The 14,382-nt window shown below is 47.8% G+C and carries 12 protein-coding genes; 3 read left to right on the top strand and 9 right to left on the bottom strand.

The window, feature by feature from the left end:
• Positions 1-76 precede the first annotated feature (76 nt).
• The 4 genes from GCE9029_RS17730 to GCE9029_RS17715 all read right to left on the bottom strand — a co-directional run bounded on the left by GCE9029_RS17730 (position 77) and on the right by GCE9029_RS17715 (position 5,453).
• Positions 77-1,687, bottom strand: coding sequence for an ABC transporter transmembrane domain-containing protein (locus GCE9029_RS17730; RefSeq protein WP_231870165.1), 1,611 nt, complete (start codon positions 1,685-1,687; stop codon positions 77-79).
• 973 nt (positions 1,688-2,660) lie between these two features.
• Positions 2,661-3,218, bottom strand: coding sequence for a hypothetical protein (locus tag GCE9029_RS17725; RefSeq protein ID WP_062665256.1), 558 nt, complete (start codon positions 3,216-3,218; stop codon positions 2,661-2,663).
• On the bottom strand, positions 3,215-3,760 hold the full coding sequence (locus GCE9029_RS17720) for a sigma-70 family RNA polymerase sigma factor (RefSeq protein ID WP_062665253.1): 546 nt from the start codon (positions 3,758-3,760) through the stop codon (positions 3,215-3,217). Before GCE9029_RS17720 ends, GCE9029_RS17725 begins: the two co-directional genes overlap by 4 nt.
• 19 nt (positions 3,761-3,779) lie before the next feature.
• Positions 3,780-5,453, bottom strand: coding sequence for a vWA domain-containing protein (locus tag GCE9029_RS17715; RefSeq protein ID WP_062665251.1), 1,674 nt, complete (start codon positions 5,451-5,453; stop codon positions 3,780-3,782).
• 334 nt (positions 5,454-5,787) lie between these two features.
• On the opposite strand from GCE9029_RS17715, the gene GCE9029_RS17710 reads away from it, so the two are divergent.
• From GCE9029_RS17710 to GCE9029_RS17700, 3 genes are read left to right on the top strand one after another with little or no spacing between them, the layout of a single operon-like run.
• A complete protein-coding gene (locus tag GCE9029_RS17710) occupies positions 5,788-6,546 on the top strand; it encodes an amino acid ABC transporter substrate-binding protein (RefSeq protein ID WP_062665248.1) in 759 nt (252 codons plus the stop codon).
• Positions 6,546-7,220: an amino acid ABC transporter permease gene (locus GCE9029_RS17705; protein ID WP_062665246.1), complete on the top strand. Its 675-nt coding sequence runs from the start codon at positions 6,546-6,548 to the stop codon at positions 7,218-7,220. The genes GCE9029_RS17710 and GCE9029_RS17705 overlap by 1 nt, the downstream gene beginning before the upstream one ends.
• A complete protein-coding gene (locus GCE9029_RS17700; protein ID WP_062665237.1) occupies positions 7,217-7,948 on the top strand; it encodes an amino acid ABC transporter ATP-binding protein in 732 nt (243 codons plus the stop codon). The genes GCE9029_RS17705 and GCE9029_RS17700 overlap by 4 nt, the downstream gene beginning before the upstream one ends.
• Before the next feature lie 96 nt (positions 7,949-8,044).
• Here the strand turns inward: GCE9029_RS17700 and GCE9029_RS17695 are convergent, their stop codons facing one another.
• From GCE9029_RS17695 to GCE9029_RS17675, 5 genes are all read right to left on the bottom strand, one after another.
• Positions 8,045-9,070: a Tle-like phospholipase domain-containing protein gene (locus GCE9029_RS17695; RefSeq protein WP_197475380.1), complete on the bottom strand. Its 1,026-nt coding sequence runs from the start codon at positions 9,068-9,070 to the stop codon at positions 8,045-8,047.
• 309 nt (positions 9,071-9,379) lie between these two features.
• Positions 9,380-10,147, bottom strand: a complete 768-nt coding sequence (locus GCE9029_RS17690) for an IclR family transcriptional regulator (protein WP_062665236.1) — start codon at positions 10,145-10,147, stop codon at positions 9,380-9,382.
• Positions 10,148-10,271: 124 nt separating this feature from the next.
• Positions 10,272-11,768, bottom strand: a complete 1,497-nt coding sequence (locus tag GCE9029_RS17685; protein WP_062665234.1) for a CoA-acylating methylmalonate-semialdehyde dehydrogenase — start codon at positions 11,766-11,768, stop codon at positions 10,272-10,274.
• A 31-nt stretch (positions 11,769-11,799) separates the two neighbouring features.
• The gene (locus GCE9029_RS17680) at positions 11,800-12,960 is read right to left on the bottom strand and encodes an iron-containing alcohol dehydrogenase (RefSeq protein WP_062665232.1); all 1,161 of its coding nucleotides are present in this window, start codon (positions 12,958-12,960) and stop codon (positions 11,800-11,802) included.
• A 65-nt stretch (positions 12,961-13,025) separates the two neighbouring features.
• Positions 13,026-14,381, bottom strand: a complete 1,356-nt coding sequence (locus GCE9029_RS17675) for a TRAP transporter large permease (protein WP_062665231.1) — start codon at positions 14,379-14,381, stop codon at positions 13,026-13,028.
• Position 14,382 lies beyond the last annotated feature (1 nt).

The raw sequence follows: 14,382 nt of genomic DNA, 5'->3' as shown, positions 1-14,382 counted from the left end.
TAGCCTCACTTAAACATCCTGAGTGTGTTGATGACTACCAAAGATTGAGATTTCGTAGAAAAACCACACTTTCGTCCTACTTACCTTGTCTAGTCGATGTTTCTGTCACTCGAGTTGAATCGTTTGAACTGTCATTTTCAAGGTAAACGACCCGATCAACCGCATCAAATAAGCGGTCATCATGGCTAACAATCACGACAATCTTGGACTGTTTTTGTGTTCGAATGATATCTATAAGTAACTTTACTGCTTTACTATCCAGGTTATTGGTAGGTTCATCCATTAACAGAACTGGTGTATCCCGCAATAAAGCCCGAGCCAGGCCTAATTTTTGAATTTGCCCGCCAGATAGTTCTGAATGTGTGTCTTTGATGACATGATCGATACCTTGCTCGAGTCGTTGCACCCAGTTATCCAGACCCACTAGAGACAACGCGTTGTGAATCTTTTCATCCTCAACATCCACACCAAAAGAGACATTGTTGCGAATGGAATCGGAAATAATATGGATTCGCTGCGGAACCATTGAAATCCACTGAGAGCGGTTTGATAAGGTGTCTAAAAGCGCCGTGTCCAGCTTGATATGCCCTGACTGGGGTTTCAGCTCTCCACTCAAAATGGTAAGCAGCGTCGATTTACCTGCACCGTTACCACCATTGATCAAATGTGCCCTGCCTCTATCGAATGCTAAGTTGAGATAAGAGAACAAAGGGTAGTCGCGTTGGTAGGAAAAACTCATTCCCTCTATTGCCATGGCTTCAATGAGAGGAGATAGCTCAGTGTTGCGCTCCGAAACTGGTTCAGATTGCGCCTGAGCTAAATCGCACAATTCCTTTACACGCATTAAAGCCGTCAATTCATTGGGGATGCTTGAAGCAAACTCAATAATTCTAATCAGTGAAGGTACCATCAAGTTTAATGTGGCTGTATAGGTGATGATTAAGCCAATGGTGAGTTGCTCTTCAATAACCATCGCACCGCCAAGGTACCAAATGATCACCATCGCCAGCATGGGTATTCCCATAATGATCATGCTCACTTTGGTATCGTATAACTGACGGATCAAACGTTTATGTTCTAGGTTTTCAACCGCTTTTCGGCAGTACTTTAAAAAGAAACTTGAAGAATCATATAGTTTTATTTCAGCATCAGCTTCAATGGTTTCTTGTATGACTGTGATTTTTCTTACTGAGGCATCAGTTTCATCTCTAGAAGATGACCACAGCGCGCCATCAAATCTCATGTAAACGATAACGGCTGCAGGCAATAGAACGAGTAATATTAAACTCAATTGCCAGTTCATAATGAAAATGATGATTAATAACACTAAAGATAAGACGATATGGTGAACGGCACTTGATAGTCCGTAAGGCATAATATCTTCGAATTGTTCGATATCCCTTGTTACCCGAGACAAGAGATCGCCATTATTTATTCTAAGTCGTTGATTATAATTCATACCCAGAATGCTCTTTATCACATCCTGATTGAACTCAATCATGATCTCTTTCCGTACTTTTAGACGAAACCATGCATTAACGTAGCTTAGAATCAGGTAACTGCAGTAAAGCGCTGCGAGCAGTAATACTGTCTTGAGTAGCAAATTTGAGTCTGAGCTGGGAAGAACTTGGTCGATGAGATGGCCAGACAGATAGGGAAGCGGCGCTTGAGATGCGGTTAACAACATTGCCAACAGCAAAAATGAAAAAGAATGAGATTTTCTCGTTTTATAGATAAGTTGATATAAATAAGAAATTCTTGTCACAATCTTCGAGCAATGTAAAGGAAATATATTTCAATTATAAAATCAAAAAGACATGTTAGGAACCACGAGTCTCACAACTTTAATACAAAATGGGGATGAATGAACATCCCCTCAATTTAAGAATAACAATGCCTTTTAAAAGGATTTTCTTAAATTATGTTATTTAAATTTCAGAGATTAGGAGTCTACTCTAAAATATTAAGGCGTACAGCAAGGGCCTGGGTTCGGACCTGGGTTAGGACCTGGCTTGTGAGGCTTGCTCTTAGTGGCTAAAACAGGGCCTTTTTTTGCAACGAAATTGACTTTCTTCATCATTTTTCCCTTTTGCTAATTAAATTAATGATTAACGGAATCAATATATGCATTTAGTTTATCGATTAAACAAATGCAGCTCCATTGTTGTAGAGGAGTTTTTGAAAGTCAACTCATGACGATACGTACAATGTTTAAATTAAAGCTGTAAATTCTATACCTGTTAATTAATTTTTAATTGATTACCAATTAAAAACTAGTTGGATTAAAGTTCATGTCTAATTAATTTCTAATCCAATGAATTAAATACGGGTGATGTTTTAAAATTGAGCATTGAGGACCGAAAGAATGTTGTCAGCCAAAATAAGCGACTAACGCATTGATTTAACGATATTAAATCTAATGGTCAGGTTTGGCTGTGTATTGGGGTTGTAGACGTGATATTTGGGTCGATTTTGTTGCTATGGTTGGTCGCAGTCTCTATAGAAGTTAGCGTACTCAATGTCAGTCAAACTCATCTAAGCCAAAATTGTCCGAAATCTCCATCTAACTTACCCCTTGTAAGATTAAGGGAAAGCTTTTATCCAAAAGTGGAAAAGATCTCTTTTCAAAGACAAGATCTGGCGATAAACCAGATCTCACTTTATTTTCCTTCTGTTTCTACCAAAATTCTCAGTCTTTGCGGTAGCTTCTCGAGCAGAGTTGGGTCATCAGTCAGCATCTGCTTTAGCAGTTCACGTGCTTTTTGCTCTTTGCCTGCATTCAGCAGCTTTTCGACTTCAGAAAACTCAGTATTTGTTGCGTCTTCCCGTTCCATCTCCATATGCGGCAGGGATTTCGCCGCAGCAGGTGAATTGCGGAATAGACGCTGCTCCTCAGGCTTTGGTGGCAATATTTCCATAGACGGGACCGCTTCTATTGCGCTGTCGGACAATGCTTCCTCGCTCATGGTTTCTGGTGTGCTCATAAACTCAATGTCCTGGGGGGCTTCAAGGGTCTGATCCACCCACTGCCAAGGCGCAAGCAAGGCGACAAAAGAGACTGTTGCCGCGAGACCTGCGTAGGTCCACCAAGGTATGCGTTTTTTATGCTGGCTGTTGGCGTAAGCAAGGATGCGATTGTCCAGGTCTTTGCCTGATGTCTCTGTCGCGCTTTCCTTGTACAGCGCGACGATGTCTTCGTCTTTGATTGGCGCTGTCATCGTCTGTCTCCGAGTTTTTTGGTCAGGCACTGGCGAAGTTGATTCATGGCATAGCGAAGCCGGGTTTTCACAGCCTCTGCTTTCGCACCGACGATTTCGCAAATTTGTGCTGGCTCAAAGCCTGCTTCATGGCGAAGTAGAAACGCTTCCCTTTGCAAAGGGGCTAGCAGTGCCATACAGGCTTTGATGGCAGTTTGCTTATCGCCATCCCAATCAGGCACTTCAATCTGTTCGTCGTCTAGTGATTGAGCATAGGTGCTGGATGACATCATTTTTCGGTGTTCATCAATCACCAAATTATGGGCAATATGATACAGCCAGGTGGTGAACTTGGCGGTCGGCGCATAGCTTTCCCGCTTATCAATCACGCGGTACCAGACATCCTGATATAACTCTTCGGCACGGGCATGTTGTGCCACGCCTAATTGACGCATGAAATAGCGATACAAAGGATTTTTATGGCGCTGATAGAGCTCAGCAAAGGCGCGCTGGTCGCCTTTGCTAAAGTTCACCATCAATGTTTCGTCGGTTTGTGTATCCATGGATGCCTGTTAACAGCCCCTAAAGGTTCTGTGCTATCTCCACCAGACTGATAAATTCGCCGCGGTAGTTGAATGGGTCTTTGCCCCGGTTTTCACGCGCGATATCAGCTATTTGACTGTAGGCTAAACCATCGACATAGTGATTGTCTTTGAGCTTCTGCGCAAAGGCGGAAACCGCGGTGGCAAATTGGAAATCAGCACTGGCTTGTTTGAATGTCAGCTTGCCTTTACTGCCATTAATCACTTGAGTGGTGAGTTGGCTTTTTTCTTTGCCGGGCAGCTTATATCGGACTTTGACCTGAGCGAGTTCGTCACTGTGTGAGACGGCGTCTGTCTTTTTCTTCTGATAGTGCAGGTCGTCAATGCGTCCCTGGTCGCCAACCAGTGTCAGTTCATACAAGGCTGTAACTGTGTGTCCTGCACCGATTTCGCCGGCATCGACTCTATCATTGTTGAAATCTTCATCACGTAGCGCTCGGTTTTGGTAGCCAATCAGGCGGTATTCCTTAACCGTATCTGGGTTGAATTCGACCTGAATTTTTACATCTTCCGCGATGCTTTGCAGCGTGCCGCTCATCTGCCGTAATAGGACTTTCTGTGCTTCATGAAGCGTATCGATATAGGCATGGTTGCCGTCGCCGATGTTGGCGAGTTGCTCCATCATGGCATCGTTGTAGTTGCCACGACCAAAGCCCAGTGTGGTGAGTGAAATGTCGTTCTCACGTTCGTCTTCCACCAAATCTTTTAGCGCATCCAAACTGGTCATTCCGACGTTGAAATCTCCGTCTGTCGCCAGAATGACGCGGTTTACGCCATCTTTGATAAAGCCTTTTTTAGCTTGCTGGTAAGCCAGTTTGATTCCGCTTTCACCATAGGTGCCGCCGCCTGCTTGTAGGCTTTTGAGTGCATCGACGATCGCTTGCTGATTGTCACCGCTGGTCGGTTCGAGCACGACGGAGGCATTCCCCGCATAAGTCACCAGACTCACCTTGTCTTTCTCTCCAAGGTTTTTAGCGAGCAGAGAGAGGCTTTGCACCAACAGTGGCAGTTTATTGGTTTCATTCATGGAGCCTGACACATCGACCAGAAACACCAGATTCGATGCTTTACGCTCGTTGACCGGAATGTCGTAACCTTTGAGCGCAATGCGCACTATTTTACGTTCGGCATTCCATGGCGCAGGCGCAAGTTCTGTGCTGACAGAAAAAGGTCGGGCTTTGGTTGCCGGCGTCGGGTAGGCGTAATCAAAGTAGTTGATGAAGGCTTCTTCGCGAATGGCATCTGCAGGTGGCTTGTTTCCCATCTTCAGATAACTACGCACATTGGCGTAACTGCCGGTGTCGACATCAATAGAAAACGTCGACAAAGATGACACTGTCACTAATTTTGTAGCATTGCTCGGTGTATCGAGGTAATTGTCGCGGTTTTCGGTTTGTATATAAGGGTCAATGCCGGGCATGGGCATCACCATAAATTGATGGTTTGCCGCAACGCGGCTATGCGCCATTTTAGTGGTTGGCGCAGCGGGTAGGGCATTCGTTGCATCTATAACTTCCAGTTCCACCAACTCTTCCTGAATCCTTGACGATTCTTGTTGAGGCGTAGTTTGGGTTGAGTCGTTCATGGATTCTGAACAGCCAACAACCACGGTCAGTGCTGTGACAATAGCGATAGTGACTTGATTGAATTTCATATACCGATTCCTTTTTCTTGCTGGTTTGTCGGTATAAACGGGCGGGTGAGGCAGAGGGGTGAATTTTTTTACGGCTTTTTATAATTCGATGGAGCGAGGATAGCTCAGAGTATTGTTTGTACAAAAAGTAATCAATGCGGCGGATATATCTATAAATGCTCTTATTTGCAGATTATTACATAGAACATTTCGTTATTTATCACAAAAAAATGTATGAGTTACATTTGGCTCCATAAATCGAAACACCTTACGAACATTAAGCGTATCGAGAGTAAGGTGTTGAAGCCCAAAGGCCGTTTGGGGAATAAACAGAATAACAATTGGAGTTGTAACCATGCCTTCTATGAAAAACGTTTTGCTTGCTACTGTCGCACTTGCAGCAAGCTTCACTTCGACCGCTTCGCTTGCCCAAGAAGAAATTAAAGTGGGTATGTCTGGCCGCTACTTCCCATTCACGTTTGTGAAAATGGACAAGCTGCAAGGCTTTGAAATCGATGTATGGAATGAAATTGGCGAGCGTGCGGACTACGACGTTGAGTTCGTGACTGCAAACTTCTCAGGCCTTTTCGGCATGCTGGAAGCGGGCCACATCGACACTATCAGTAACCAAATCACCATGACTGACGCGCGTAAAGCAAAATACGCTTTCTCTGTTCCTTATGTGGTAGACGGTGCACAGGTGGTTGTGCGTAAAGGCCGTGAAGACATCGAAGGTATCGAGGATCTGAAAGGCAAGAAAGTGGCGGTTAACCTTGGCAGTAACTTCGAGCAACTGCTGCGCAATTACGACAAAACCAACGAGATCAATATCATCACTTATGATTCTGGTTTTGAGCAAGACGTTGCATTGGGCCGTACCGATGCGTTCGTCATGGACCGCGTTTCTTCAGCACAGCTGATCAAAAAGTCTGGTTTGCCACTGCAACTGGCGGGTGAACCGTTCGAAACTATCCAGAATGCGATGCCATTCCTTAACACTCCTGAGAAGCTGGCTATCAAAGCCAAAGTGGATCAGGCACTGACTGAAATGAAAGCTGATGGCACCCTCAGCGAGATTTCAGAGAAGTGGTTTGACTCTGACATCACGAAATAATGCAGAGCTTCGACTTTAACTACATGCTGGAGTTGTTCCCGATACTAGTGAAGTATCTGGGAATAACTCTGGAAATGTCACTGATTGGCTTTGCGATTGCTCTGGTGCTGTCGGTGCTGCTGGCACTGGTAAGGGTGTTCAAAGTCAAAGTGCTCGACTCTATCGTCGCCGTGTACATTTCGTTCTTCCGCGGCACACCGCTGCTGGTGCAGCTCTTTTTACTGTATTACGGACTGCCACAGGTCTTCCCGATATTTGTAGGGATGGATGCTTTTACCGCGGCTGTGATTGGCTTGTCGCTCCATTTCTCCGCCTACATGGCCGAGAGTATTCGCGGTGCGATTCTGGGGATTGATAAGAACCAGATGGAAGCCAGCCTGAGTGTCGGTATGACCGAACTTCAGGCGATGAAACGCATTATCCTGCCGCAGGCAGCGCGCGTCGCAACACCTTCATTGATGAACTACTTCATCGACATGATCAAAAGTACCTCACTGGCGTTTACGCTGGGTGTGGCAGAAATCATGGCGAAGGCACAGATGGAAGCCTCTTCGAGCTTTAAGTTCTTTGAAGCCTTCATGGCGGTGGCTTTGATTTACTGGCTGGTGGTGATTTTCTTCACCCGTCTTCAAACGGTGATGGAAGTCCGATTGAACAAGGCGTATGCACGATGATTGAAGTTAAAAATTTGAGCAAACGCTTTGGTGATGTCGAGGTCCTGAAGCAAATCGATCTCGACGTCAAACAAGGTGAGATTGTGGTGATTATCGGCCCGTCTGGCACGGGGAAGTCAACACTGCTTCGTTGTCTGAACTACCTGGAAGTGCCAAGTGGTGGTGAAATCCAGATTGGTGATGTGCGTGTTAACGCTGGCAAGGTATCAAAGAACGAGATTCACCAGCTTCGTAAACAAAGCAGTTTTGTGTTCCAGAGCTATGCGTTGTTCGCCAACAAAACCGCACTGGAAAATGTGGCGGAATCGCTTGTCACCGTGTGGAAAGAGCCAAAAGATAAAGCGCTGGAAACTGCACGTAAATTGTTGGTCAGCGTCGGGATGGAAGCGCATTTAGAGAAATATCCTGCGCAACTTTCCGGTGGTCAGCAGCAGCGTGTCGGCATCGCCCGTGCTATGGCGTGTAAAGGCGAAGTAATCCTTTTTGATGAGCCAACTTCTGCGCTCGACCCTGAATGGGTAGAAGAAGTGTTGGCGGTAATGAAAGCACTCGCCAAGCAAAAGCAAACCATGATTGTGGTGACCCACGAAATGCAGTTTGCCCGTGAGATTGCCGACAAGGTGATCTTCATGGAAGGCGGCGTGATTGTCGAGCAGGGTCCGCCATCCCAGATTTTTGGTAATCCTCAAAACGAACGCACCAAAGCCTTCGTGGCTCGTGCGGCGTAACAAATTCAACTGTTCCCCCTGGTTGATGTTCCCTTAAATTAAAGCCCCATAATCTGGCCGATTAAGGGGCTTTTTCTTGCCTAGCCAACTTTGTTGTTAAAGATCTTCAAGGAAGCTTGGGAAAGAGTTAATGGCGTATTCAGCTTGCCACGCCATCAAGTCCAACGTGTCGTCAGTCCAATCGATATAGAACAGGGCCGTAAATCCATTAATGTCGTTGTCGATGCTGTTCCAGTCATTGGCATTAACACGAAAAACCGGTTGGGAAAGAAATTGCAGTTCTTCTCTCAGTGGCGTAGTAAAGTGGCGGGAAAGGCCAGTATCGAGGAAAAACAGAGGTGTGAAACGTGCGGCGGAGAGGTAGAAAATATTGCCATACTGTTTTGAATCCACGCCAATCACATCGGCATCTTGTTGGTAATCGCCATCAGATACGAATTCGCCTTCCAGGTTATAGTTGGTGATTCGCCCGGCATTGGTTGACCACGATGCGGCGCTAACACCTGCGTTAGCCATGGACTGTTGAATTTCACTCAATACGGCGTTCCCTATGCCTGATGCGTCGAAGACGGTAGCAGGCTTGCCCGTGCGAATGGCAGCAACCGTAGCAAGACCACCACCAAGGCTGTGGCCAGTGTAATGAATGTTGTAGCTGCTGTATTGGCTAGCGAGTCGCGCTGACTCTGAAATGGCTAAACGGTACTGCGGTGGCACTTCTCCGGCGGCCATAATGCCATTGTTTACCCAATCAGAAGTCCCCAGTTCGCTGCCACGGAATGCAATCACTGCGTTGCTGCCACTGGTATAAACGGCGGCATGAAAACCCGTACTGCTATCGTGAATGGTTTCCGTCAGCGTCCATCCGCTTGGTGCGCCCCAACTTTTGTAAACATATTCGGCAAAGGCAAGATAATGCAGCGCATCACCAGCTTGATTAATGGATGGCGGCTGGTGGGTTTTGTATGTTGTGCCTGTTGTGTTTGCAGTGTTGGTCATGTTTGGATTCAGGATTGAATCAACATAAGCGCCAATATTGCCCAGCTCTTCCTGTGTTGTTGCTGAAGCTGAGTGAACGGAAAAGCCCATCAGAACGGCTAATGAGCATACGGTGATCTTCTTCATGAGAAATTATCCCTTTATTGATGATTGACGATACTGCCTTGTGTCAAAACGATACTTAATGTATCGATATTCATCGTAGGGCGTCTGAAATATCCTGCCAGCCCAAAACTGTAGCAATGATAAGACTACTTAATTTTAGTATGGGTATTGTCCGAAAATGATTTTAAATATATGAAATATTTATAAATATATTTATTAGAGTGGTCTTAAATATGATGGGTTTACCCACAAAACAAGCCTGCCGACATCATGGGTGATGTAGCAGGATAGCTGTAGGGCGGGCAGGTAAAAATCGGGATTCTAAGTGTCTTAACCTTCCTTCATGAGGGCTTCAAGGTCCCTTGCTGCACGTCGAAGTTGCGGCTCAAACTTCAGCAAGTCTTCCAATGAACTTCTAAATACCGGGGCATGGGTAAACAAGCATGCATGCAGTTGCCCATCTTCATTGCGAATAGGTACTGCGATCGCTGCCATACCATCGATAAACTCTTCATTGTCGATGCCAAGATCCTGCTTTTCGATCTCCGTGAGCGCACGCTCTAAATCAATGGGATCTGTGATGGTGTTTTTCGCATGCCGCTCCAGGCTCATATTATTGATAAGTCTTTGGCGGCGTCGTTTCGACAGGGTGCTGAGATAGAGCTTGCCACTGGCAGTGCACCAAATAGGCGTATGGCTTCCAGTCTGCAAATTAATCTGCAGGGGCCAGTTGGTTTGCACGCGGTCGAAATAGATCATGTCGACGCCATTTGGTAGAGAGACACCACAGGTTTCACCCACCTCATTGGCGAGCTTTTGCAAAATGGCCTGTCGAATAGCTTTAAAGTGTGTGGTGTGTAATACACCGAGCGCGATGTCATGCATACGGTTCGCTGGTACAAGGTTTCCACGCATGTTGGTTTGTACAAAGCCTTCCCGTTCTAGCTGTTGCAGCAATCTGTGAATGCTGGGTTTAGGAATATCGAGCATGATTGACAGTTCGGCTGGACTTGGCGGCCGCTCTGAGCAGGAGATTGCTTCGATAATTTCCAATACACGGGTTATTGATGAGGCTTTTTCGCGTCTTTCTGTCGTCATCCCTGCACCTGATTCAGTCGATATGGTGAAAGTATATCTGCATCAGACAGCAAACCGTATTGTCGGGGCGCACCTGTATAAGCTCGCTCACACAAGTGGGCCCCTTAAGTATCACGCTTTCACACTATTTCATCACTGGCATTGAAAATGACACACCCTCTCGCACGGCTTCAGACGGCCAGCGCTGGGTGATGGTTTTTCTGCGCGTATAGAAGCGAACGCCATCTGGACCATAGGCACTCAGGTCGCCGAAGAAGCTGCGCTTCCAGCCACCAAAGCTGTGATAGGCGACGGGAACCGGTAAAGGCACATTAATGCCAACCATACCGACTTCAATATGATCCGAAAAATAACGGGCGGCCTCACCATCGCGGGTGAAAATACAGGTTCCGTTTCCGTATTCGTGATCATTGATGAGCTGCATGGCATCAGCCATGGTATCAACGCGAACCACCTGCAAAACCGGGCCAAAGATCTCTTCTTTGTAGCTCTCCATTTTCGGTGTAACGCGGTCAATGAGGGTCGCGCCAACAAAGAAGCCTGATTCGAAACCTGCAACCAAAGGTTCACGACCATCAACAACAACGTCTGCTCCCTGTGTTTCTGCACTTGAAATCAAACGCACCACGCGGTCGCGGTGCGCGCCGGTAATCACAGGACCGAAGTCATTGTTGTTGTCGTTACAGGCTCCAACGCGAAGATCTGTCATTTTCTCTTTGAGTTTGGCAATGAGCGCATCGGCGGTGTTGTCACCAACTGCGGTAACAACAGAAAGCGCCATGCAGCGCTCACCCGAAGAACCAAACGCTGCACCAAGAAGCTGGCTGACGGCGTTATCTAAGTCAGCATCTGGCATCACGATGGCGTGGTTTTTTGCCCCACCCAATGCCTGACAACGTTTCCCAGCAGCACTCGCGCGGGAGTAAATGCTTTCTGCCACGGGCGTTGAGCCGACAAAGCTGACGGCGCTGATGTCTTTGTTGTCGAGCAGGGCATCAACCGTGCCTTTGTCTCCGTTGACCACATTCATCACGCCCGGTGGCAATCCGGCTTCCTGCAACAACTGGGCGACGAAGAGTGTCGAGCTTGGGTCGCGCTCTGAAGGTTTGAGAATAAAGCAGTTCCCACAGGCGATAGCGAGAGGGTACATCCACAGTGGCACCATGACTGGGAAGTTGAATGGAGTGATACCGGCAACGACACCAAGGGGCTGGAATTCACTCCAGGCATCAATGCCCGGCCCCACGCCGCGGCTGTGTTCGCCTTTGAGAAGTGTCGGGATCCCACAGGCGTACTCGACGTTTTCGATGCCACGCTGAAGCTCACCCATCGCATCATGTTTAATTTTACCGTGCTCGTGGCCAATCATTTCGCAGATGGTGTCCGCGTTCTCTTCCAGCAGTTGCAGAAATTTCTGCATGATTCTGGCACGGCGGATTGGCGGCGTATTACGCCAAGCCGGATAAGCCTCTTTGGCAAGCCGTACCGCTTCGTTGACGGTTTTGGCGCTTGCTACATCGGCTTGTGTAGCCACATTGCCTGTGGCTGGGTTGTATACGGGCAATGTGGTTTGACCTTCGGTGATTAAAGCACCATTTATCAGATGTCCAATCGTGTTCATGTTTAACTCCCTTTAGTGGATAAACTTGGGCTTACTGCCAAAGCTGGCTGTAAATATCGACCATCTCTTCATGGCTCGGTAATCTCGGGTTATTTGCGGGTGAACCTGACGCCATCGCCTGCTTAGCCATGGTGTCCATATTGGTAAAAAAGGCGGTTCTGTCGATGCCAAATCCTTCTGGCGTTGGGACATCCAAATCGCGGTTGAGTGCGTGCAATTCGTCGAGCAACTTTTGACATGCAAAGTCAGTGTCATCCTGCGGGTCAGCAACGCCCATGGCTTTCGCGCAGTCGGCATAGCGCTCTGGTGCTGCGGGTAATGAAAAAGCAGTAACAGAAGGCAGCAACATGGCGTTTGAAAGGCCGTGCGGCACATGGAATAACGCGCCAATAGGGCGGCTCATACCATGCACTAAAGCTACGGATGCATTGGAAAAGGCGATACCTGCTAGGGTTGCGCCCAGCATCATGTCTGCACGCGCCTGAATATCACTCCCATCTTGGCAGGCGCGACGGAGATTAGGCGCGATCAAGCGCATCGCCTCTCTGGCGTGATAGTCGCTAAAGGCATTGCCTTTTCGGCTAACGTAAGATTCAATCGCGTGTGTCAGAGCATCGATGCCAGTATCTGCGGTCATTCGCGTGGGCAGGGTATGGGTAAGCTCGGCATCCACTAACGCGGCGGTCGGCATAAATGAGGGGCCGACGCAGAGCATTTTCTCGTCATTCTCTGCATCCGTGATGATGGTGAAACGGGTAACTTCTGAGCCAGTTCCGGCTGTGGTTGGGATCGCCACCAGTGGTAATGCCGTTTCTGACACAATGCGAGGGAAACGGAAATCACGCATTTCGCCCCCAGAACCAGCCAATACAGCCATGGCTTTGGCACTGTCAATCACGCTGCCGCCACCCAATGCAATGAGGCAATCATAGTTTCCAGTGCTAATGGCGTTAACACCTGCCGAGATGGAAGCATCAGTGGGTTCAGGAATGGTGTCATCAAAGACAGTGGATTGAATCTCTTTCTGTTGCAGCAGACTTTCCACTTTCGCAGCCTGTCCCAGCGTTACCATGGTTTTATCAGTAATGATGATGGGACGATGGCAGCCAAGCGCACGCATCATATCCGGTAGCTTTTGTAATGCACCGTCGCCAATTTCCATCAGGCGCGGAAGAATAATCGAATGAGACATAACGACTCCTTGTAAATCTATGTGTGAACCAGTCACAAATAACTTTCTTGGGTAAAAGCGATAAATCAGGGTGAATAAACCACCTTGGGTAGCCAGGTCACGATGGATGGCATCCAAAACACGATCGCGAGACCGAGTAGCTGCAACAGAATGAAAGGCACCACACCACGATAGATATGGATGAGGTGGATACCTTTAGGAACAACGCCTTTTAGGTAGAAGAGAGCGAAGCCGACAGGCGGCGTCAGAAAAGACGTTTGCAGGCAAACCGCAAACAGCACAGCGAACCACACCAGATCAAAGCCCAATGCACTGACCACTGGGGCCACCAAAGGCAAAATGATGAGGGTGAGTTCAATCCAGTCGAGGAAGAAGCCGAGAATAAAAGTCACGACCAGAATGGCAATGACGATGCCGCTGGGGCCGAATGGCAGACTGGTAAGGGCTTTCTCTATCAGTTCATCACCACCCAATCCGCGTAGGATCAGAGAAAACGCAGTCGCACAGATAATCAACGCAAAGATAAATGCCGTGGTTTTGGTGGTTTCCCTACCCACTTCGCGGACAACCTCGAGCGTCAGTTTTCCACGGGCGAAGGCCAAAATCGTTGCTCCCAACGCTCCAACACCGGAGGCTTCTGTTGGTGTCGCAATACCCATAAAGATTGAGCCAAGCACTGCAATGATAAGCGCAGCAGTCGGCAAGGCTGCACTTAGCGCACTGAAAATGACTTTTAGGCTGATAGGCTCGGCGTCTTTTGACACTGGGGCGATATCAGCACGGAGATAGCCCAGTGAAAGGATGTAGGTAACGTAAAAGCCCGCGAGCATCAGCCCCGGAAACACCGCGCCAAGGAACAGATCACCAACTGACACGCCAATACGATCGCCCATCATCACCAACATAATGCTGGGAGGAACCAGAATCCCGAGCGTGCCGGTTGATGCGACTGTGCCGCAGGCCAACTCCTTGCTGTAGCCATCACGCATCATCATTGGCATTCCCAGCACTGCCAGTAGTACGACAGATGCGCCGATTATCCCGGTAGACGCTGCAAGCAACAATCCAACAAAGGTAACGGTGACTGCCAGTCCGCCTCGTACACGACCAAAAAGGCGCACCAGATTGCCCATGAGATCTTCGGCGGTCCCGGATCTGTCCAGCATCAGACCCATAAAAATGAACATGGGCAGGGCGACCAATACCCAGTTGGTCATGATGTCCCACATTCTTGGGACGACCAGCGAGGCGTAATTCCAGTCAATTCCGATAAAGGCATCAAACCATTCATCCGCCAACATGGCGACAGGCACAAATACCAATGAAATGCCGCAAAGTACCCAAGCGACCGGGAAGCCGGTAAACAGCAGCAGGATAAACATCCCGAACATGATGAGGACGAGAATTTCATTCACTTCCATG

Origin of the sequence: Grimontia celer, assembly GCF_900055185.1 — a bacterium.
GTDB classification, from domain to species: domain Bacteria; phylum Pseudomonadota; class Gammaproteobacteria; order Enterobacterales; family Vibrionaceae; genus Enterovibrio; species Enterovibrio celer.
The sequence above is the reverse complement of the archived record's forward strand: the minus strand, read 5'-3'. Positions and strand labels throughout refer to the sequence as shown.

Bases quoted from the DNA above. Each gene is read 5' to 3' on its own strand.
- GCE9029_RS17675 (WP_062665231.1), bottom strand. From the start codon at position 14,381: ATGGAAGTGAATGAAATTCTCGTCCTCATCATGTTCGGGATGTTTATC.
- GCE9029_RS17700 (WP_062665237.1), top strand. From the start codon at position 7,217: ATGATTGAAGTTAAAAATTTGAGCAAACGCTTTGGTGATGTCGAGGTC.
- GCE9029_RS17715 (WP_062665251.1), bottom strand. From the start codon at position 5,453: ATGAAATTCAATCAAGTCACTATCGCTATTGTCACAGCACTGACCGTG.
- GCE9029_RS17695 (WP_197475380.1), bottom strand. From the start codon at position 9,070: ATGAAGAAGATCACCGTATGCTCATTAGCCGTTCTGATGGGCTTTTCC.
- GCE9029_RS17725 (WP_062665256.1), bottom strand. From the start codon at position 3,218: ATGACAGCGCCAATCAAAGACGAAGACATCGTCGCGCTGTACAAGGAA.
- GCE9029_RS17705 (WP_062665246.1), top strand. From the start codon at position 6,546: ATGCAGAGCTTCGACTTTAACTACATGCTGGAGTTGTTCCCGATACTA.
- GCE9029_RS17710 (WP_062665248.1), top strand. From the start codon at position 5,788: ATGCCTTCTATGAAAAACGTTTTGCTTGCTACTGTCGCACTTGCAGCA.
- GCE9029_RS17720 (WP_062665253.1), bottom strand. From the start codon at position 3,760: ATGGATACACAAACCGACGAAACATTGATGGTGAACTTTAGCAAAGGC.
- GCE9029_RS17680 (WP_062665232.1), bottom strand. From the start codon at position 12,960: ATGTCTCATTCGATTATTCTTCCGCGCCTGATGGAAATTGGCGACGGT.
- GCE9029_RS17685 (WP_062665234.1), bottom strand. From the start codon at position 11,768: ATGAACACGATTGGACATCTGATAAATGGTGCTTTAATCACCGAAGGT.
- GCE9029_RS17730 (WP_231870165.1), bottom strand. From the start codon at position 1,687: ATGTTGTTAACCGCATCTCAAGCGCCGCTTCCCTATCTGTCTGGCCAT.
- GCE9029_RS17690 (WP_062665236.1), bottom strand. From the start codon at position 10,147: ATGACGACAGAAAGACGCGAAAAAGCCTCATCAATAACCCGTGTATTG.